Consider the following 19,001-nt stretch of genomic DNA (forward strand, 5'->3'; position numbering starts at 1 on the left):
GATGGGTTTCGCTTGCGGCTCAGAGATCGAGCACCAACTCCGCTGATTTCGCGCGCGATACACAGACCATGATCTGCGTCTCCTCCTCGTCGTCGCGCAACACGAGATCCCGATGATCCGCCTCGCCTGAGCACAGCCCCGTCTTGCATGAACCACAGGTGCCGCTTTCGCACGAACTCGGCACGCGAACGTTTGCGTCGCGCAACACGTCGAGGATCGAGCGGTTGGCGGGAATGTCGAACGACGTACCGGTGCGGGCAAGCCGCACGGTGAACGGCGTGTTCTCGCGCGTATTCGCGTTGCTCGCACCGAAGCTCTCGAAGTGAACGGTGCCCGACGGCCAGTGACCCGTCATGTCCCGCACGGTGTCCATCAGCGCCTGCGGGCCGCAGCAGTACACATGCGCTGACTTTGGCCGCTCGAACACAGGCCAGAAGTCGAACGCTTTCGACGGATCGCCGTGATCGTGGTGAATCGTCACGTCCGAGCGCCACTCGTCGCTGCTGAGTTCATCGACGAACGCCGTGCCTTCCGGATCGCGGGCGAGGTAGTACAGCTTGAACGAGCGCAGGCCCTCCGCTCGCAACTGTCGCGCCATCGACAGCATCGGCGTAATCCCGATGCCGCCTGCGACGAGAATGAACGACTTTGCCCGTTCGTCGAGCGGAAATTCATTGCGGGGCAGAGATACATCCACGTCGTCGCCCTCTGCCGTGTCGTCGACGAAGCTCATCGAGCCGCCGCGTCCGTTGCTGTCACGCTTCACCGCGATGACGTAACGATCGCGCTCCTGCGAGTCGTTGCACAGCGAATAGCTGCGTCGCAAACCGTTGGGGGCCACAACGGTCAAGTTCGCGCCCGCCTCGAACGGCGGCAACGGCGCGCCCTGCGGGTCGGTCAGATCAAAGCGCCAGATGTCACGGGCGATCTTCTCCTTGCCCGCAATCTTCAGACGAAGAAAGCCGTCTTCCTGGGGTGTCGTCATATCTGTCTCCTTCTGGCCGATCCGGCGCTGCGTTGCCTCAACATGAATCGTATATTATTACTAGATCTCTAATTTATCAAGTCAAGACGCGCGACGCTTCGCGACCTTACTCTCGGTATAAACCCGTGCTTGCCAGCGACAAAAAGCCGCCGTAACCTTAAGATTAGAAATCTAATTATGTGATGGGGGAACGCCTGTTCCAGCCGGCATCACAAATGAAATTCGGAGACATTGAGACATGGCACATTCAACGTTGCACTCTGGGGACGTACCCCTGCCTGCCGTAGCCGACTCGGCGGCCGAGGAGGCGACTTACCGCAAGATCACGCTGAGGTTGATGACCTTCCTTTTCTTTTGTTGGGTCCTTAACTATCTCGACCGCGTCAACGTCAGCTTCGCGCAATTGCAGCTGAAGCACGATCTCGGTATGAGCGACGCCGCTTACGGCCTTGGGGTGAGTCTGTTCTTCATTGGCTACATCCTGCTCGAAGTGCCGAGCACGCTATTGCTTCGTCGCATCGGCGCCCGCAAGACCGTCACGCGAATCATGCTGCTGTGGGGGGGCATCTCCACTGCGATGGCGTTCATGACCGCTCCGTGGCAGTTCTACCTCGCCCGAACACTCCTCGGCGCGGCGGAAGCGGGCTTCTGGCCCGGGATCATCCTCTATCTCTCGTACTGGTATCCGGCCAAACGCCGTGCTCGCATCACGTCGCGATTCTTGCTGGCGATTGCGGTTGCGGGGATCGTCGGCGGACCGCTTTCCGGCTACATCCTGCAAAACTTCATGGACGTCTGGGGTTTTCGCAACTGGCAGTGGCTGTTCTTTCTCGAAGGATTGCCGGCTGTGATTGCAGGCGTCGTTGCGTATTTCTATCTGATCGACAGGCCGCAGGAGGCCGCGTGGCTGACCGATGAGCAAAAGCGTCTCGTCATTGGCGCACTGGAGGAAGAAAGCCGCAGCAAGCCGCACGACGCGCCGAGCAATCTGCTCGCCGCACTGCGCGACCCGCGCGTGTACGTGATTGCTGCAGGCTGGGCCACGGTGCCCATTTGCGGGACCATCCTTAACTACTGGACGCCGACGATCATCAAACAGGCAGGCGTCTCCAACCTGTTGCAGATCGGCTTCATGTCGGCCTTGCCTTACATCGTCGGCGCCGTTGCCATGTTGTTCATCGCGCGCAGCTCGGACCTGCGCCTCGAGCGCCGCTGGCACTTCGTCAGTGTGACGACAGCAGGCGCGGCAGGCGCTGTGCTCCTCACCCTGGTCACGCATAACTGGCTCGCTGCGATCGGATGCCTGAGTCTCGTCTCGATCAGTTATTTCGCGGCCGCAGCGATTATTTGGACTATCCCGCCGACGTACCTCAAAGGCACGGCCGCCGCCGGCGGTATTGGTGTGATCAGCAGCCTCGGGCAAGTCGGTGCCTTCTTCGCGCCTATCGTCCTCGGCTGGGTGAAGAGCGTGAGCGGCAGCTTTTCAGCGGGCATCCTGCTGGTCGCATTGTTTACGTTTGTAGGCGGCATCGCCGTGCTTCTGGGGGTTCCGCGCGAGCGGCGAGCACCGTAACGCCCGACGCAGGGTGCGACACCAGGATTTTTCATTGTGAGAAGGGAACAGGAATGAGCAAGCTTCAACTTTCCATCGCCGTGGGCAACTACGACCGGATGCGTCCGCTGATCGACGGCGACGTCCAGATCGACGGCGTGGACCCGGTGTTTATGTTGCAGGATCCGGAGGAGATTTTCTTTCGTGCGTTCCGCCATGCCGACTATGACATTTGCGAGCTATCGCTCAGCAGCTACTCGGTGAAGACGGCGGCAGGCACGTCGCCGTACATCGCCGTGCCGGTCTTCCCGTCGCGCGCGTTCCGCCACAGCTCGATCTACGTGCGCGCCGATCGCGGCATCAACCGGCCCGAGGATCTCAAGGGCAAGCGCATTGGTGTGCCGGAGTATCAACTCACGGCCAACGTGTGGGTCCGAATGTTCCTGGAGGAAGAGTACGGCGTGAAAGCCTCGGACATCCGTTGGGTGCGCGGCGGCTACGAAGATCCCACGCGCGTGGAGAAAATCGCACTCAAGCTTCCCGAGGGCGTGGTGCTGGAAAACGCACCAGAGGGCCGGACGATTTCGAACTTGCTGGCCGAGGGAGAAATCGACGGCGTGATCGGACCGCGCGCACCGTCGTGCTTCGACCGCGGACATCCGCAGGTGAAATACCTGTTCGAAGATCCGCAGCAGGCCGCCGCGGAATGGTATGAGCGGCGCAAGCTGTTCCCGATCATGCACACGCTCGGCATTCGCAAGTCGCTCACGGAGCAGCATCCGTGGCTGCCAGGCGCCATCGTCAAGGCATTTGAGAAATCGAAGGAGATCGCGCTCGCACGCCTGAGCGATACCTCGGCAACCAAGGTGACGCTGCCATTCATCGAGGACCAGTTGCGCAACGCGCGACGACTGATGGGCCACGACTTCTGGTCGTACGGCTTCGCGGAGAACGAGAAAGTGATCGACCGCTTCCTCGCCCAGCACCATGCGGAAGGGTTGTCGAGCCGCCGTGTGCAGCCCGCTGAACTGTTTCACCCGGCAAGTCTGGAGAGCTTCAAGATCTGAGGTCCCGCCTCGCGGGTTCGGTCGCCGCCGCGCGCGAACTCCCGCCGTACCCGTCTGCTGTGGCTCATGCGCCGGATTCGGCGATATGATTGCCGTATGTTTGGTTATTACGGGATGAGGAAGGTATGGCAACAGCACGCTCCCTTGGCAAATCCGGGGCACAAAGCACAGATCCCATTCTCCGGCACTGGCGCGAGGCGGTGCCCGACGATCGTCTCGCCCACCTGATCAAGGATGCAGCCCGCGCGATGGTGCGCGGACTGCAAATGCGCCTCGCGCAACATGAGGTGTCATTTGGCCACTGGGCTTTCCTGCGCGTGCTCTGGGTCAACGACGGGCTCACGCAAAAGGAGCTCAGCGACGAGACCGGAACCACGACGCCCACCACCTTCAGCGCGGTGCAGGCGATGGAAAAGCTCGGTTATGTCGAGCGTCGTTATGCCCCCGGCAACCGCAAGAACACGCACGTCTACCTCACGCCACGCGGCCGTAACCTCAAGAAAAAGCTCGTTCCGCTTGCAGAAGAAGTCAATGAGATCAGTGTTGACGGTTTAAAGGCGACCGAGATTAACGTCGCGCGCAAGGTTCTGCTGACGATCATCGAGAACATGGCACGCGACGAATCCGAGTCTAACGATCCGTCGCGTCGCATTCCGTCGACGCGCGAGGTAGGTAATCTCATCGCGGCACGCGCCGAAGCGTCCGAACACGATTGACGCGCAGCGCGACACTTCAGACCATTCCCAGCTGGCTATATTATTATAGATCTAATAATATTGGTGGCCGTGCCCACGCACGATGGCAGGCCACTGCATGCTGCTTTCCCGCTCAATAATACGGATACTGGAATGGATGAAATGACCCGCGCGGCGATGTTGCGCAACGTCCGCGATGCGCTTGCGGAAGATGTCGGCAACGCCGACTGGACGTCGCTGCTGATCAACCCAGACGCCTCAGCCGAGGCCGTCCTGACCGTGCGGGAGCCCGCACAGCTATGTGGCAGGCCGTGGTTTGACGAAACCCTCCGGCAGGTGGACCCGCGTATTGCGATTGAGTGGTTTGTCGGCGAAGGCGAAGGAATGCACGAAGGGCAGATCGTTTGCCGGATCACCGGTCCAGCCCGCGGCATGCTCGTGGCCGAGCGCACGGCGCTCAACTTCCTTCAGTTGCTTTCGGGTGTTGCCACCGAGACGAGTGCGATGGTGCGCATCGTCGAGGGCACGGCGGCGCGCATCCTCGACACGAGAAAGACGCTTCCGGGCTTGCGCCTCGCGCAAAAATACGCGGTGCGTATCGGCGGTGGCGAAAACCATCGTCGTGGCCTGTACGACGGCATCCTGATCAAGGAAAACCATATCGCGGCCGGGGGCGGCATTGCCTCGACGGTTCGGGCAGCGCAGGCTCTGGAGGCGGGCGTACCGGTGCAGGTCGAAGTGGAAACGCTCGCTGAGTTAAATGAAGCGTTGGCCGCGGGCGCCAAGGCGATTCTGCTCGACAATTTCTCGCTCGACGCGATGCGTGAGGCCGTGGATGTCACCGCAGGGCGCGCTGAGCTGGAAGTGTCGGGTGGCGTTACGGAGGACACCCTGCGCGCCATTGCGGAGACCGGCGTGGACCGCATTTCGTTAGGCAAGCTGACGAAGCACGTCACGGCGACCGATTTTTCGTTGCGCTTTGCAGCGTTCGCCGGATAGCGCAGTCGAGCGCGTATACGCGCCCCGCAGAAGTCGGGGCCGTTGCCAGCGTTCCAGTTTTCCAACTGTCCGGAATGCCGCAAGCGCCGATAAAAAATCCCTCGTTTTAACTGTACTTGGCTCAGTTCAAAACGAGGGTAACAAGGGATCTTGCGCTTTCCTGAAGCGATCAAAGGGTTACATCTGCGCCCGTTTCGCTCGACTTCAGAATCGCGATGCAGATTTCCAGCGTGCCTTTCGCCCATTCGCCATCGTGCAGCGGTCTGCGTCCGTCGACGACCGCGCCATACAACTCGTCGATGACTTCAGCGCGCGGCACGACGGGCACAGGCAGCGGCAGCGTTTGGCGCTGCTCGTCGCCGTAGATGACGATCGAATCGGGCAGCGGGCGCAGGTCCGCATGCTCGCAGGACACGATGATCGGGCCGAAATGCTGATGGAATCGTTGTGGCTCGTCCGCGGCGGCGGTGGGCGGTTTGTATGCCGATCCGCCGTAGGTGCCGGCCGCTTTGAGGTCGGCCTCGTCATCCGAGGACGCAAGCGTCCTCAGACGGCGGCGGGCGCTGCCGTACGTGTCGGGGCTCGTACGATCGCCCATTTCGCCGATCCAGCCGCTCCACTCGTCGGTATTGAAGTGGCCGTACCCGTTGTATGAGAGCGAGGCATAGGCGCCGTTTTCGAACCAGATCAGCGCAGAATAGGCTCCCTCGGTGGGGCGCGACGGATCCCACCGGCCGACACTCGCACGCAGCCGGATTGCGCGTGAGCCGGCCAGCATTCGCACGATGTCAACCTGGTGCGCCGCCTGGCTGAAGACGGCGCCGCCGCCTTCAGCCGTCGCCAGCTCCTCGGGCCGGCGTGGGCGGTACAGGTAGTCGGTGTAGTTGATGGCCTGGATCATCTTCACCGCGCCGAATTCGCCGAGACGGATCAATTCGCGCGTACGCAGGTACGGCGTATCGAAGCTGTGGCAATGGCCGACGATCAGATGCACGCCCGCGGCACGGCATGCGGCGATCATGCGGTCGCAATCGGCGGCGCCGAGCGCCATGGGTTTCTCGACCAGTACGTGTTTGCCTTTTGCCGCGGCAATCTCCGTGTGCTGCGCGTGGAACTGGTGCGGGCTCGCAACGTAGATGATCTCGACGTTATCGTCGTCCGCCAACTCCGCCACGTCCGCATAGGTGGGCGCCGCGAAGTCGGCGGCGAACTGCCGCCGCGCATCCGCACGCGGATCGCACGCAGCGACGAGCTGGACTCTGGGGTCGCGCAGGAAGGTCGGCAGCATCAGCGAGAATGCCCGTCCCAGTCCTGCGACCCCGATGCGCAAACGGCGCTGCTCCATAACCGTGTGCCTCCCGTTATTGCTTGACCTGATAGTCCGTTGCGAGCGCGGCCGGCTGGTCGGCGAGTTCCGGGTTCCGTTTGCTGACGTAACGCGCGGCATACGTGCGCCAGTCGATTTCCTTCGGCACGACGGCCTGGTACGAGCATGTGTCCTGGGGAATCGCCTTCGCACCGGTGCCAATGGCGTTGCCGTCCTTGTCGAATTCCGCGAGTGCGTCGAGCATGCGGCGCCGGAATTCGACGATCGCGAGATCGCTTGCCCCGAGACGCTCGTCAGAGCGGTCAGCGATCGGACCCATCGTGACCCACATGGCGATGTCCTGGTTGGGGAAGCCCGAAATGCCCGTGAAATTGCCGGCCTTCATCGCCTGGCGGTCCTGCCAGAAGCGGTTGTCGTGATTGCGCAGCGGGCGATAGTGCTGGTCGAGATCGATGCCGATCTGCTGACGCAGGAACTTGCGCCAGGTTTCAGTTTCCGGTGTCGTCTCCGGATCGCCCCAGGCGATGAAGTAGAACGCCGTGTTCGTGTCGTCCATCGGCACGTTGATGTTCGCAACGTTGTAGAGATTGTTCGGGGGAATCAGCACCGTGCCCGGCGCCACGAACACCGTCGAGCGCACGTAGTCGTGCGTGCCGGCGTTGAAGATCGGGCGGCGCAGCGCGGCATAACGGAAGCCGTAGTCAGTACGCTCGACCTGCAGGCGCGGGGCCTTGTCGGTGGACGGGCGCAGCCAGTTCTTGTCGGTCGCTTCGGCGCCGCCGACGCGTGCCGGCACGAAGTCGGACGAATGCAGGCTGGAGCTGTGTGCGGAGTCGATCGCGCCTTCGAGGATCTGCGCCCAGTTGCACGGCAGCAGTGCTTTCGCGATGCTTACGCGGGTGTCGGCGGTCGGTGCCCAGGCCGGCGGCTGGAAGTCGGGGATGGCGTCTTGCGGGCCCATATACGCCCACACCATGCCGCCCCATTCCCGCACCGGGTAGGCCTTGTGCTTGACCTTGTTGGCCATGCAGCTCGTCGCCGGCTCGGACACCATTTCGAGCACGTTGCCCCCGACATCGAACTTCCAGCCGTGATACAGGCAGCGCAGGCCGGCGTCTTCATTGCGGCCGTAGACGAGCGATGCGCGACGGTGCGGGCAGTACTCGTCCAGCACCCCAACGCGGCCTTCCGAGTCACGGAATACGACGAGATCCTCGCCAAATACGCACGCCTTTACCGGCGCGCCATCCGGCTCGGCGACTTCTTCGATCAGGCAAACCGGCGTCCAGTGTCGGCGCATCAGTTGGCCCATCGGGGCATCCCCTTCGACGCGGCACAGCAATTCGTTCTCTTGGTGGGTCAGCATGTCATGTCTCCCGGCGACAGGTCGCCTTCATCAGCAGGTTTTGCTAACTATATTAGATATCTAGTTAAATTGGCAAGAGACTTGCTGGCGCATCCGGGAAAGTACGCATGGCGGATAGCGTCGCTGGACCGGAGATATTCGATCCCAAAATGTAAGGAAGCGAGATTCAACGACGATAGATACCGGAAAGAAAAACAGATATCTAATCTTCAGATATTGCCGAGACGACGATGTCGCGCTGTCGGCAACGCGACGCGGGACATCGAAACGCTGGTCGGCGCGTCGGATGGATACGTTCAGCAGGGAGTAATGCAGGCGGGTGTGGCAGGCGTGCGCGTCGACGAGATACGCAATACCGTTCGATAAGTTGATGGCGTGCTACGAAAGATCGCGTCCGAGTCTGAGGAGCAACGCAACGGCGTCGAAGCGCTGTCACGTGCGTTGTCGCAGAGCGATGTTGTCACGCAACACAGCGCATCCCTCGCGCGAGAATCCGCTGCAGCGACTGAAACGGTGCGAGATCAGGCCGGAAAGCTGCTCGGAGGTGTTTCGAGTTTCACGCTGGCATAGGCAGGCTCTTCTGCCCGTCGATCATCAGTGTCCGGCATCGAATTGCGCTCGCCTTTGCCTCGAACCCCGCGCCAGGCGCACTGCGCTGCTCAACGGTGACACCCGACGTCATTCCGTTGCAACCGCAGCAGAGGGGTTTTGCAACATTGTCCGGCGCTAGAAAATATTCCTCACGAAGCGCGCGAAGTTCGCATGCTTTTGGAAACACTTTCCATTTTGACAGAATTAAGCTTGTCTTCAGTCGATCGACATTTGCGATTGCCGAATGGACTGACCGCCGCGCCGGCTTGACTGTGTCCCTGCTCCCCACGAACACCGGCGTTGACGCGATGCCGCTCGCTGAACAATTAAACGAACTACATCAACGGAGACAAAAATGAAAGGACTCAAGTCGCGGTTCAAGCCAGTACTTGCCGCCACGCTTCTCTGCTGCGTCGTGGCCACCTCCGCCCACGCAACCGATCTGCTCGACACCGTCAAGCATGCTGGCGTCTTGCGGATCGCAATGGAAGGCACCTACCCGCCTTTCGACTACCGCAACAACGATGGGCAACTTGAGGGATTCGACGTCGAGGTGGCGAAGGCCGTCGCGGCTCGCCTCGGCGTCAAGCCCGAATTCATCACGACGGAATGGAGCGGGATACTCGCCGGTCTTCAGGCCGGTAAGTTCGATGTGATTGTCAACCAGGTCGGGATTACCCCGGCTCGCAAGCAGGTACTCGACTTCAGTGAGCCGTACATCTACTCGGCGGCAACGCTCCTGCAGCGGCGAAACGATACGCGCCAGTTCAAATCGCTTGAGGACCTGAAAGGTCTCAAAGTCGGCGTAACGATGGGAAGCAATTACGTCGACCTCGTGAAGACCAATCGCGCGGTCAATCTGCAGGTCTACCCGGGCACACCCGAAAATCTCAGCGATCTGGCTGCCGGCCGAATCGACGCGGCGCTCAACGACCGCCTGATGATCAAATACCTGATCAAGAATTCTCATCTGCCATTGCGCCCAGGCGAAAGCATTCCCGGAGGCGAGACCGAGATGGGCATTCCGTTCCGCAAGGGCAATCCAAAATTTGCGAAAGCGGTCAACGACGCAATCGGCACGATGCGTCAGGATGGCACGCTGAAGAAGCTTTCCATGCAGTGGTTCGGCACCGACACGACGACTCCGACGCCGCAATAACCCATCAGATACATACGCGCATCTGCACGTGCCGTGCAGATGCGTCTAACAATGGCCAGGAGACAAATTCATGGACGCCTTCCATCTGATCGTGCATATGCTCCCCGTTATGGCGATGGGCGCAGTACTCACGTTGAAGTTCGCCGTCGCTTCGATGGTGCTGGGATTGATCGTAGGACTCGTGGTCGCCATCATGCGGATCGGTAACAGTCGGACCTTGTCCGGCATCGCACAAGGCTACGTCAGCTTGATGCGCGGCACGCCGCTGCTCGTGCAGATTTTCGTCGTGTACTACGGCCTTCCCGATATCGGAATTTCGCTCGACCCAACCACGGCCGGCATTCTCACGCTAACGCTCAATACCGGCGCCTATCTGTCCGAGAGCATGCGTGGCGCGATCCTTGGCATCGGCCGTGGCCAGTGGGCCGCGTCGCACAGCCTCGGCCTGACCCACCTGCAGACGCTGCGCCACGTCGTGTGCCCGCAGGCGCTACGCCTTGCCGTGCCGAGCCTCGGCAATACGCTCATCAGCCTGATCAAGGATACGTCGCTCGTCTCGGTCATCACGGTAACGGAATTGCTGCGTTCGACCCAGGAAGCCATCGCGTCGACGTTCCAGCCGCTGCCGCTCTATTTGACTGCCGCTGCGATTTACTGGGTACTGAGTACGGTGCTTGCCCGGCTGCAAGGAGTGGTCGAAGCGCGCTGCGCGCTACCTTCAAGCCACTGAATCCGTAACTTCAGCCAATGACTAAGAGTCCGAACATGATTTCTCTCGACAGCGTATCCAAGTGGTATGGCAAGCATCAGGTCCTCGAAGATTGCAGCGCCGAGGTCTCGAAAGGCGAAGTTGTCGTCGTCTGCGGCCCGTCTGGGTCGGGCAAGTCAACGCTCATCAAAACCATCAATGGCCTCGAACCTTTCCAGAAGGGCTGCATCACCGTCGACGGTGTGCGTCTCGACGATCCGGCGGTCAAACTGTCGAAGCTGAGAGCGCGGGTCGGCATGGTGTTTCAGCATTTCGAGTTGTTTCCGCACCTGTCCGTGCTCGACAATCTCACGCTCGCCCAGACCAAGGTGCTGCGCCGATCGCGAGATGAGGCCCACAGCACTGCACTATCCCTGCTAGAGCGCGTCGGACTTAAGGCACACGCGCAGAAGTACCCGGGCCAACTGTCGGGTGGCCAACAACAGCGCGTGGCAATTGCTCGCGCGTTGTCGATGAATCCGGTGGCGATGCTGTTCGATGAACCGACGTCGGCACTCGATCCGGAAATGATCAACGAGGTGCTCGACGTGATGGTCGAGCTTGCACGCGAAGGGATGACGATGATATGCGTCACACACGAGATGGGTTTCGCCCGCAAGGTCGCGCACCGCGTGCTCTTCATGGATCGCGGCGTAATCGTCGAAGATGCGACGAGCGATGCGTTCTTCAATACGCCACGTGCCGAGCGGGCGCGGGACTTTCTGGACAAGATTCTGCATTGACTCGCCAAACGCCGTCGGCCGCCAGCCCGCGTCACCCCCACACCGTGCCGTTCCCCGTATGAAAACGACAAATCTTTCCGCCAGACTCGATACTTTTGCCCGCTTGAACCTGATCGAAACGGCAACGCCTCTCCAGCGGCTATCGCGTCTCTCAGCCCGCTTGGGTCGCGACATCTACGTCAAGCGCGATGACTTCACGTCGCTCGCCATGGGCGGCAACAAACTGCGCAAGCTGGAGTTTCTCGCGGCTGATGCGATCCGGCAGAAGGCCGATGTGTTGGTGACCGCCGGGGCCATCCAATCGAATCACGTCAGGCAGACCGCGGCGCTTGCCGCACAGCTCGGCCTCGATTGCGTCGCCCTATTGGAGAATCCGATCGGGACCGATCGCGACGACTATTTGCGCAGCGGCAATCGCCTGCTGCTCGATCTGTTTCGCGTTCGCGTCATCGACGTCGACGGCCTAGACGACGCGGACCGACTGCTCGAAGCGACGGCACAGCGCCTGCGGGATGAAGGTCGCCGTCCTTACGTGATTCCGATCGGAGGGTCGAATGCGCTCGGCGCACTCGGCTACGTGCGCGCAGGTCTCGAACTCGAGCGGCAGATAACCGCAACCGGGCTCACGTTCTCGAGCGTCGTACTGGCGTCGGGCAGTGCCGGCACGCACGCGGGCCTCGCGGTTGCGCTCGCGCATGCGCTTCCGGCGACACCTGTGGTCGGTGTCACCGTATCGCGCACGGACGCAGCACAGCGTCCGAAGGTGCAAAATCTCGTCGACCGAACGAGCGAATTGCTCGACATCGAGATGCCGCCCGGCACGCGCATCAATCTATGGGACGAGTACTTCGCGCCGCGCTACGGAGAACCGAACGACGCCTGCATCGACGCGGTCAGACTGCTCGCCGAAACGGAAGGACTACTACTCGATCCCGTCTACACTGGCAAGGCGATGGCTGGCCTGATCGACGGAGTCGCGCGCGGCCGTTTTGACGGAAGCGATCCGGTGCTGTTCCTGCACACCGGCGGCGCACCTGCGCTGTTCGCCTATCGCGACGCGTTGCGAGCAGGCTGACGCGCAGTATTCTTGACGTATGCCCCGCAGCCTCACGGCCATCGTGAGTGTTGCGCCGTCTGTCGACATACATCGACAGACGGCGCGTTCGCGTCAGGCCCCCGGAACGTAACTGAGCGGAAGCGCGGTTGTCCGTTTAATGACCTCCATCGCGAACGCCGAGCTCACGTCCATCATCTCGACGCACTTGATCAGCCGCTTGTAGACGCTGTCATATCCGGCGATATCCGGCACGACAACCTTCAGCAGGTAATCGACATCGCCGCTCATCCGATAGATCTCGACGATCTCCGGGATCGAGCACACGCCTTCGACGAAACGCCTCGTCCACGCGTCGCCATGCTGGTTGGAGCGTACGGTCACAAACGCGGTCAGTCCCAGATTCAGCTTTGCCGGATCGCACAGCACGACCTGCTGCTGAATTACGCCTTCATCGCGAAGCTTTTGCAGCCGACGCCAGCATGGCGTCGGCGACAGGCTCACTGCCTTGGCCAAGTCATTCAGACCAATCGTCGCGTCTTTCTGAAGCAGCGTGAGAATTTGAACATCGCGTTTGTCCATGTTGTCTCCTATCTAGAAATAATTTCCAATCATAGCGATATTGACGACATTTTTTAAAAACAATTTTCGTCTGCGCGCAATTAACATGGCTTCACGAACAGCGGTGGCGGCGATGCGCTTTCACCACGCCGTTTTCCCCGACCGAACAGATGAACAGAGGATGGCGCCTTGAACACCCAGCACTCAACCGACACAGTCCTGGCCCACGAAGGCCGCTCGCACAGCCAACTCGGCGTACCGGTGAATCCGCCCGTCTACCGGCAGTCGACGTTGCTCTTTGAGAGCATCGAAGCGCTGAAGGTGGCAAGCGGTACGCCGAACGCTTATGGGCGCGGTGGCAGCCCGACTACGCGTTCGCTCGAGCGCACGCTCGCCCGCCTCGAAGGGGCGCACCGCGCCCTGCTCACGCCGAGCGGACTCAGCGCAATCACGACGTCGCTGCTCGCCGTGCTCAATCCCGGCGATCATCTGCTGATGACGGACTCTGTCTATGATCCAACCCGCTCGTTCTGTGCGGGGACGCTCGCCCGCCTTGGTATCGAAACGACGTACTACGATCCTGCGATTGGCGCGGACATTGCGGCCTTGATGCGTCCGAACACGCGTGCGGTGTTCGTCGAGTCGCCAGGCTCGCTGACGTTCGAGGTACAGGACATCCCGGCGATCAGCCAGATCGCGCATCGGCACGACGCGATCGTGATGATGGACAACACTTGGGCCACGCCGCTGCATTTCCGCTCGTTCGAGCACGGCGTTGACGTCTCTATTCATGCAGCGACCAAGTACATCAGCGGACACTCCGACGTGATGATGGGCGCGATTCTCACAACCGAAGCGCTGTATCCGAAGATCAACCATCTCTACCGGCAGCTCGGCATGACCGTGAGCGGCGATGACGCATATCTCGCGTTGCGCGGCCTGCGCACGTTGTCCGTCCGGCTCGAGCGGCACCAGCGCAACGCGCACGCGGTGACCGAGTGGCTTGCAAAGCAACCGGAAGTCGCCGAGATCCTTTATCCCGCCCGACCGGGCTCGCCTGGGCATGCCCTATGGCGACGCGACTTCACGGGGGCGTGTGGCCTGTTCGGCGTCGTGCTGCATCCGCAATCCGATGAATCGATTCGGTCGATGCTCGATGGCATGACCTGTTTCGGTATGGGCTATAGCTGGGGCGGCTTCGAAAGCCTGATCCTCCGTTCCAGCCCGTCGAGCTATCGCACGGCGACAACGTGGCCGTGGAAGGGTCCACTGCTGCGGATTCACGCGGGCCTCGAAAATCCCGACGACATGATTGCCGACCTAGAGGCCGGATTCGAGAGGCTGCGCGTCGCCACCCTGACACAAATGGAAGCCTGAATGGTCGCGATACCGCCAGGGCGCCGTGGAATGTACGTATCGATTCTTCCGTTTGTGACACGGCATGCGGGCGCATCGCTTCACCCATGACTGCAATTTTTCACATTCACCTACAGCGAGACAACCATGAAAGACAAACTGTTCATTCTTCGTCCGGGCTTCTTCAAGGAGGCTGAGGGCCCGTTCTATTGCGGCGACTCGGTATCTGTCGAGGGTTTGTTGAGTTTCTGCCCCCAGCTTCGCGACTCGGTTGATGTGGAGTACATCGATGCGCCGCGCCCGCGCAAGGCGATCATCGAACTGATCGGCGCAGACAACCAGTCGGCTCCCGTGATCGTGCTTGGCGAAGGGCGGGCTCCGAAGGACGGGGGCGTCGCCGTTCAGGAATACAACGGAACACGCTTCATCAATGCGCCTGACGATATCCGGCGTTACCTGTCATCTCAGTATGACGTCGCTCAAGCATCGTGACAGTTGACGAGCCGCCTGATTCATCAGGCAGGCGCGTTTGACCGCGTTGCTCCGCGAGTGCGCTGCGCGACCCAGAGAATTCCTCTGCCGGTGCACAAGCTCACCATGTTTTAGCGCGCCGCTGGCCAATGAGGGACATGCCCGCGGCGCGATTGAGGATTCGCGAGGCGAGGATAACGAGGAACGGCGAAAGAACTCTCCGGGCGGATTAACGCACACAATCTATGTGCAGAGATCTCTAGCCCAAGGCGCTTTGCTAAGCGCGGGGAAGCCCTGCCACGATGCACACCAGGTGCCCAGCAAGCCGGCCTATCAGCGGTGCATGCCGCTGATAGCAATGCTTGGGATCACCGCCCAGCCAATTGCACAAGCGCCCGATTGAATGCGCCAGGGTTAGCGATGTTCATGCCGTGCGAGGCACCAGCGATGGTTTGACGTTCAGCGTGTCCGATCCACGCCTGAAGTCGCTCGACGGTGTTCCGGAACATGCGCGGGCTCTTCTGCCCATCGATCAACAGCGTCCGGCACTGGATTTCGCGGGCGGCTTCGGGGGTATAGGCGGGCAGCGGATCGCGCAACTGCTTCGGGAGCGTTACCGCATTGTCCAGCGCCATCCTGCGGAAGCTCTGGGTGCTCTTGCTCCAGAAGCCCGGCAGGGTGACCGAGTCCACAAACAGGTTCAGGCCGGCGTCGAATTTGCCTTGCTCGATCAACTCGGCGGCCGCGGCTCTCAGCAATTGCGTAGCGGGCGGCAATTTACCGGTCTCCGCGTTCGGCGTCATCTGCAACGGACCGCCGGGGTCGGCCAGCGTGAGCGTCTTCACCAGATGCGGGTATTGGCGGGCCAGATGAAACGCCACGCAGCCGCCACGCGAGTGGCCAACCAGATGCACGGCGCCAAGGCCCAGCGCCTCGATGAACTCCGCCATCTCCACCACGTGCGCTTCCCAACTGAAGTCACCATGCCCGAACGCGTGCGTCTCCGGCCAATAGTGACCCAGGCTCGGCGCGAAACAGTGGAAGTGCGCCGACAACGCGGCAAGCTGAGGATCCCAGTAGCGGTAATCGCACAACGATCCGTGCACAAAGACCATCGGCTCGCCGCTTCCGGCTTCCACGTAGGGCACCGAGGCGCCTGACGCAATGGCCGCAAAATTGGGTTGCGGCTGCACACCGGCAAGGGCCAGCGTCGTCAGGGGCGTGTGGGCATTCATGGTCAAGACTCCGTTTTCCCAAACTTTGCGCCAATGCAATGGAAAAGAAAATCGCATAATATTGATGCAATCTTTCAGTTTTTCTGATGCATCTACGCGAGCCAATGCCCATGAGTACCGAGATGAAAGCCCTCGACGTTGGCGTTCTCACCATGATCGTGGCCGTTGCCGATACGGGCACGATCAGCCGAGCCGCCGATCTCGTGCATCGATCGCAATCGGCGGTGAGCATGCAGATCAAGGCGCTGGAATCGGCCCTTGGCAAAGCGCTCTTCGTGCGCAAGCCGCGCAGCGTGGTGCCGACGCAAGACGGAGAGGTGCTCCTGGCGTACGCGCGGCGGATCATTGCACTTCGCGACGAGGCCTGGGCAGCGGTTGTGCGGCCGGACGTGACGGGCCGCGTGGTGATCGGTGTGCCGGACGATTACGCGTCGTCGCTCTTCCCGCCGATTCTCAAGAAATTCTCGGCCAGCTACCCCAAGGTCGAAATCCAGGTGATTGGCCTGCCCAGCGTTGCGCTGGCGCCGATGCTGCGCGACGGCACGGTGGACCTCGTATGCGCAACGCGGGTTAAAGGACTGACTGGTGATTTCTTGCGGCACGAGCCGATGGTGTGGGCCGCCGCCCCGGGCGCGACAGACATTTGGCGAGAGCGGCCACTGCCCATCGCGGTGTTCTTGCCGGGCAGCGTGGCACGCGAGAAGGCGATTCGGAGTCTGGAGCGCGCAAAGATCGCCTATCGAACGTCGTATGAGAGTCCGAGCCTGCTGGGCCTGCTGACGATGGCCCGCGCCGGCCTCGCCATTACTCCGCTGGCGCGATGTGCCGTGCCGTCTGATTTCACGTTGCTCGGGGCGGCGCATGGTCTGCCGGAGATTGGCACGCTCGAGATCGTGCTTGCGCGAAGTGTGACGTCCAACCGACAACCCTGCGATTTTCTCGCGGAGCGCATCATCGCCGAATTGAATGCATGAGTGCGCTGATATGCGTCTCGCCTGGCTGCTCAAGCCGGAAGCCTCATTGAAACAGCCGCGATTTGTTCGCCGTGCGTCTCGGCGACGTCTCCCCGATTTGAGTAGCACTCGGCTGTAGCGTTCGAGGCGCGCAACACTTCAAGGAATGACAAGATCCATTCGGAGGTGTTGCCATGATGAGCACCTTGGGAACGTCGGCCGGCTCTGGGCGGCCACGAACGCCAAATCGTCATAGCGGTATTACTGGGACTGTAGGTATGCCGCGACTGCCTTCGCTTGTATATCCGTCAACGTGTGCGCCACTGCGCTCATCATGGGCGCGTTGGCTCGCGTGCCGGCCTTGAACACCTCAATCTGCCGCAGCAGGTAGGCCTGATGCTGCCCGGCCAAGCGAGGGAATGTGCCATTACCTTCGGCATGCGGGCCATGGCACGCCGCGCAGGCGGGTACCCCTTGCGCTGCAACGCCGTGCTCGAATATGTCCTTGCCCATCGCCATCTGGTCGTGAGCGCCGGCAGCGCCTGGAGGCGCGTTTTGATGTCCGTAATACTCGGCTAATGCCGAAATTGTGCCATCGTCCAATTGTGAGGCGATACCCCACATATACGCTCGGGCATCGCTCTCTCCCCGAGCATGATTCCGGAATCCCTTCAATTGTGCTTCGAGATACGGGGGCGTTTGTGCATCCAGTCGCGGAAACATTGGCGACTCGCTACGACCACTTACGCCATGGCATGTGGCGCACAGTTGGGCCGCCAGCTTTTCCGCGTTTTGCCCAAAGGCCGTTTGGCTGAGCCCGGCAATACAAACCGCGAGAAGCGTCAGCGACCATTCCCTGAGGGTAGAACGTTCAGCGCTCATGAGGAACTCTCCCATTCGGATGGATGCAAGCGTGCTCAGAACATGAACCAGCCTAGCAAGTAAAGCGTATTGTTATCGCTGGCATTTCTACCGTTTCCGTCGTAGTTGAAACGCGCCCCGTTAAACTTGAGGAAAGCGGTGTACTGCACGGAGAATTTCACCTGCGGAACCGGCAGATAGTCGAGTTCAAAGATGACGCCCTGTGTATCGGGAAGCCCGTTGGCGCTCCCCGTCACCGGTGTAGGCCCATAAAGACCGACGTCGCGATTGCCGGTTGTCGAGAAGTAGGCCAATGCTCCACCGTACTTGCGCTGATAGATGTACGATGCCTTCGCTTTGAGCGTGTCCAGATGGTCAGCCTCATTGGCCGGCGTGGGGCCGGCTCCAATACCGCCGCTGGGAAAGCTTGCGCGCCAGTCTTGCAGTTCGTGAATCCAGATGAACTGCATTGACACGGCGTGCGTCAGTGTCAGGAATTGATACTGCGTATCAATTGCATAATCACGAAAACGGTCGGTTGGGGTGCCAGGTAAGGTATTGTCGGGATACTTGTTGGCGGACAATCCCATCGCGCCAAGCATCCATGAGTGCCCGCCCCACTCGCGATTGTAGGCAACTCGCCAGTACGGGGCCGCGCCACTCAGTCTCGCCACGCCTCCGGGCGATGCGGTGTCCTGCCCCGCGCGGAACAGGGAGAAAATCTGGTCAGCAGTTCGATAGGCGCCGAACTCTACGTAGATGCTTCGTTGCCAAAATGCATATGCCGCCGCGCCAACCACCTGCTGCGCGAGACTGCCATCGATAAGCGTCGAAGCCAACGGCGCCACTCCTACGCTAGACGATGCATAGGGAAAACCGAAAGCCGGTGTACTGTTCCACACATCGGAGACGGTCGGGTTATTGTTGATCGTAATGCCGTAGATGAAGTCAACGTCCGCTGCAGTGAAGTGACCGGCGGCTCGAATATCGGTATTGTCGAGTGCGCTGTGATGGGCTATGCCGTCATAGCTCCATTGCGCAAACGCACCAACATGGTCGTAGATGCGTCCTGCGTAAAAAAGACTGCCTTGCTGGACCGCAAGCCCCCCGTTTCTGACGAAATCATAGTTCGTTTGGTCGATAGTCCGCGTGTTGGTCTGTGAAACTTGCAACATCGCAGATAGCGGGACGGTGCCATAGTTCGATAACGTATATCCCGTCATCTTGAAGTATCGCCCGAACGGTGTGAGTTCAGGAAAACTGACATGGCACGCCACG

The 19,001-nt window shown here is 60.7% G+C and carries 18 protein-coding genes; 11 read left to right on the forward strand and 7 right to left on the reverse strand.

The genetic code is table 11. The annotated features are described in order from the left end of the window. Nucleotides 1-19 precede the first annotated feature (19 nt). Nucleotides 20-985, reverse strand: a complete 966-nt coding sequence (locus tag OYT13_RS00065) for a PDR/VanB family oxidoreductase (RefSeq protein ID WP_268567096.1) — start codon at nt 983-985, stop codon at nt 20-22. A gap of 238 nt (nt 986-1,223) precedes the next feature. Here OYT13_RS00065 and OYT13_RS00070 point away from each other — a divergent pair, with 238 nt between their 5' ends. The 4 genes from OYT13_RS00070 to nadC all read left to right on the forward strand — a co-directional run bounded on the left by OYT13_RS00070 (nt 1,224) and on the right by nadC (nt 5,298). Then, nucleotides 1,224-2,558, forward strand: a complete 1,335-nt coding sequence (locus OYT13_RS00070) for an MFS transporter (RefSeq protein ID WP_017231440.1) — start codon at nt 1,224-1,226, stop codon at nt 2,556-2,558. A gap of 53 nt (nt 2,559-2,611) precedes the next feature. Continuing rightward, nucleotides 2,612-3,604, forward strand: coding sequence for a PhnD/SsuA/transferrin family substrate-binding protein (locus OYT13_RS00075; protein ID WP_017231441.1), 993 nt, complete (start codon nt 2,612-2,614; stop codon nt 3,602-3,604). 125 nt (nt 3,605-3,729) lie between these two features. Continuing rightward, nucleotides 3,730-4,320, forward strand: coding sequence for a MarR family winged helix-turn-helix transcriptional regulator (locus OYT13_RS00080; RefSeq protein WP_026131495.1), 591 nt, complete (start codon nt 3,730-3,732; stop codon nt 4,318-4,320). A 132-nt stretch (nt 4,321-4,452) separates the two neighbouring features. Further along, nucleotides 4,453-5,298, forward strand: a complete 846-nt coding sequence (nadC, locus tag OYT13_RS00085) for a carboxylating nicotinate-nucleotide diphosphorylase (protein ID WP_017231443.1) — start codon at nt 4,453-4,455, stop codon at nt 5,296-5,298. A 169-nt stretch (nt 5,299-5,467) separates the two neighbouring features. On the opposite strand, the gene OYT13_RS00090 is transcribed toward nadC, so the two are convergent. Together OYT13_RS00090 and OYT13_RS00095 are read right to left on the reverse strand one after the other, a co-directional pair. Next, a complete protein-coding gene (locus OYT13_RS00090; RefSeq protein WP_261939469.1) occupies nt 5,468-6,643 on the reverse strand; it encodes a Gfo/Idh/MocA family protein in 1,176 nt (391 codons plus the stop codon). 16 nt (nt 6,644-6,659) lie between these two features. Further along, entirely contained in the window at nt 6,660-7,991 is a 1,332-nt protein-coding gene (locus OYT13_RS00095) for a Rieske 2Fe-2S domain-containing protein (RefSeq protein WP_268567097.1), read from the reverse strand. A 946-nt stretch (nt 7,992-8,937) separates the two neighbouring features. On the opposite strand from OYT13_RS00095, the gene OYT13_RS00100 reads away from it, so the two are divergent. The 4 genes from OYT13_RS00100 (at nt 8,938) to OYT13_RS00115 (ending at nt 12,307) form a co-directional block, all read left to right on the forward strand. Further along, nucleotides 8,938-9,741, forward strand: a complete 804-nt coding sequence (locus OYT13_RS00100) for a transporter substrate-binding domain-containing protein (RefSeq protein ID WP_017231446.1) — start codon at nt 8,938-8,940, stop codon at nt 9,739-9,741. 70 nt (nt 9,742-9,811) lie between these two features. Continuing rightward, on the forward strand, nt 9,812-10,471 hold the full coding sequence (locus OYT13_RS00105; protein WP_017231447.1) for an amino acid ABC transporter permease: 660 nt from the start codon (nt 9,812-9,814) through the stop codon (nt 10,469-10,471). A 35-nt stretch (nt 10,472-10,506) separates the two neighbouring features. Next, nucleotides 10,507-11,232 (forward strand): amino acid ABC transporter ATP-binding protein, encoded by a 726-nt coding sequence (locus OYT13_RS00110; protein WP_017231448.1) that lies wholly within the window; start codon nt 10,507-10,509, stop codon nt 11,230-11,232. A gap of 58 nt (nt 11,233-11,290) precedes the next feature. Continuing rightward, entirely contained in the window at nt 11,291-12,307 is a 1,017-nt protein-coding gene (locus OYT13_RS00115; protein WP_268567098.1) for a D-cysteine desulfhydrase, read from the forward strand. 93 nt (nt 12,308-12,400) lie between these two features. On the opposite strand, the gene OYT13_RS00120 is transcribed toward OYT13_RS00115, so the two are convergent. Continuing rightward, nucleotides 12,401-12,868, reverse strand: a complete 468-nt coding sequence (locus tag OYT13_RS00120) for an Lrp/AsnC family transcriptional regulator (protein WP_017231450.1) — start codon at nt 12,866-12,868, stop codon at nt 12,401-12,403. A gap of 168 nt (nt 12,869-13,036) precedes the next feature. Here OYT13_RS00120 and metC point away from each other — a divergent pair, with 168 nt between their 5' ends. Both metC and OYT13_RS00130 read left to right on the forward strand, forming a co-directional pair. Further along, nucleotides 13,037-14,224 (forward strand): cystathionine beta-lyase, encoded by a 1,188-nt coding sequence (gene metC, locus OYT13_RS00125; RefSeq protein ID WP_268567099.1) that lies wholly within the window; start codon nt 13,037-13,039, stop codon nt 14,222-14,224. A 126-nt stretch (nt 14,225-14,350) separates the two neighbouring features. Continuing rightward, nucleotides 14,351-14,695 (forward strand): DUF3088 domain-containing protein, encoded by a 345-nt coding sequence (locus OYT13_RS00130; RefSeq protein WP_268567100.1) that lies wholly within the window; start codon nt 14,351-14,353, stop codon nt 14,693-14,695. A 347-nt stretch (nt 14,696-15,042) separates the two neighbouring features. Here OYT13_RS00130 and OYT13_RS00135 read toward each other — a convergent pair whose 3' ends face one another. Further along, nucleotides 15,043-15,909, reverse strand: a complete 867-nt coding sequence (locus OYT13_RS00135; RefSeq protein ID WP_268567101.1) for an alpha/beta fold hydrolase — start codon at nt 15,907-15,909, stop codon at nt 15,043-15,045. A gap of 122 nt (nt 15,910-16,031) precedes the next feature. On the opposite strand from OYT13_RS00135, the gene OYT13_RS00140 reads away from it, so the two are divergent. Beyond that, on the forward strand, nt 16,032-16,883 hold the full coding sequence (locus OYT13_RS00140; protein WP_017231454.1) for a LysR substrate-binding domain-containing protein: 852 nt from the start codon (nt 16,032-16,034) through the stop codon (nt 16,881-16,883). A 240-nt stretch (nt 16,884-17,123) separates the two neighbouring features. Here the strand turns inward: OYT13_RS00140 and OYT13_RS00145 are convergent, their stop codons facing one another. Continuing rightward, nucleotides 17,124-17,744 carry a c-type cytochrome gene (locus tag OYT13_RS00145; protein ID WP_051060033.1) on the reverse strand — a complete coding sequence of 207 codons (621 nt, stop codon included), beginning with the start codon at nt 17,742-17,744 and terminating at the stop codon, nt 17,124-17,126. A 35-nt stretch (nt 17,745-17,779) separates the two neighbouring features. Further along, nucleotides 17,780-18,946, reverse strand: coding sequence for a cytochrome C (locus OYT13_RS00150; protein WP_232424477.1), 1,167 nt, complete (start codon nt 18,944-18,946; stop codon nt 17,780-17,782). Nucleotides 18,947-19,001 lie beyond the last annotated feature (55 nt).

The organism is Pandoraea sp. XJJ-1 (assembly GCF_026802345.1).
Classification (GTDB): domain Bacteria; phylum Pseudomonadota; class Gammaproteobacteria; order Burkholderiales; family Burkholderiaceae; genus Pandoraea; species Pandoraea cepalis.